The organism is Virgibacillus carmonensis (assembly GCF_057836705.1).
In genome coordinates this window covers 1-735 of record NZ_JBYQFJ010000137.1, presented here as the reverse complement: position 1 = coordinate 735, position 735 = coordinate 1, and the positions used below count along the sequence as shown (strand labels likewise).

Genomic DNA, 735 nt, shown 5'->3' with positions numbered 1-735 from the left:
AACCGAGTGGCTGCAAGCTTCTTAGGTTTACTTCACGCCCGCCGGAAATTCGGATTTCCTTCGTTGGGTTTATAAAACGAAACAATGCCAATACTTTCAGGCAGTATACTGGTGTTAGTTCATCGGTCCCCTCCAGTAAGGTACCATCCATTGCATGCAGAAAATTGACTGGTATTGAATCAGCATCCAGTTCCTTCAATGCAATTGCCATAAGTATGACATCCTGTTTTGTTTCCTTCATTCCGACAATAACACCGGAGCAGGGAGATATTCCTGCACTTTTTGCCTTGTTAACCGTTGCTACCCGATCCTGATAAGTGTGACTCGTTGTAATGTTAGGATGGTGTTTTTCAGAAGTGTTTATATTGTGATTGTAGCGGTCAACACCTGCCTCTTTTAACTGCTCGGCTTGTCCAGGTTTCAGTATCCCAAGGCATGCGCAAACCTTTAAATCATATTTTTGTTTAATTTCTTTTACGGCTGTTGTGACCTGATTTAATTCACGTGTGGTCGGACCACGTCCACTTGCCACGATACAGTAGGTTCCGGAATTTAGTTGGTGTGCTCGTTCCGCTCCTTGGACAATTGTGTCCTTATGCATCATTCGATATTTCTCGATTGGATTAGTAGAATCCCTTGATTGTGCACAATACCCGCAGTTTTCCGGACATGCACCGGACTTTGTATTAATAATCATGTTTAATTTCACTTTGTTGCCATAATAGTGTTTTCTAA

Annotated in this window: 1 protein-coding gene; it reads right to left on the bottom strand. The window is 42.3% G+C overall.

Annotation, left to right across the window (positions count from 1 at the left end; all coding sequences use genetic code 11):
• The coding region (gene bioB / locus AC3G7N_RS20945) for a biotin synthase BioB (protein ID WP_489424088.1) at nt 1–735 on the bottom strand (735 nt) is incomplete at both ends.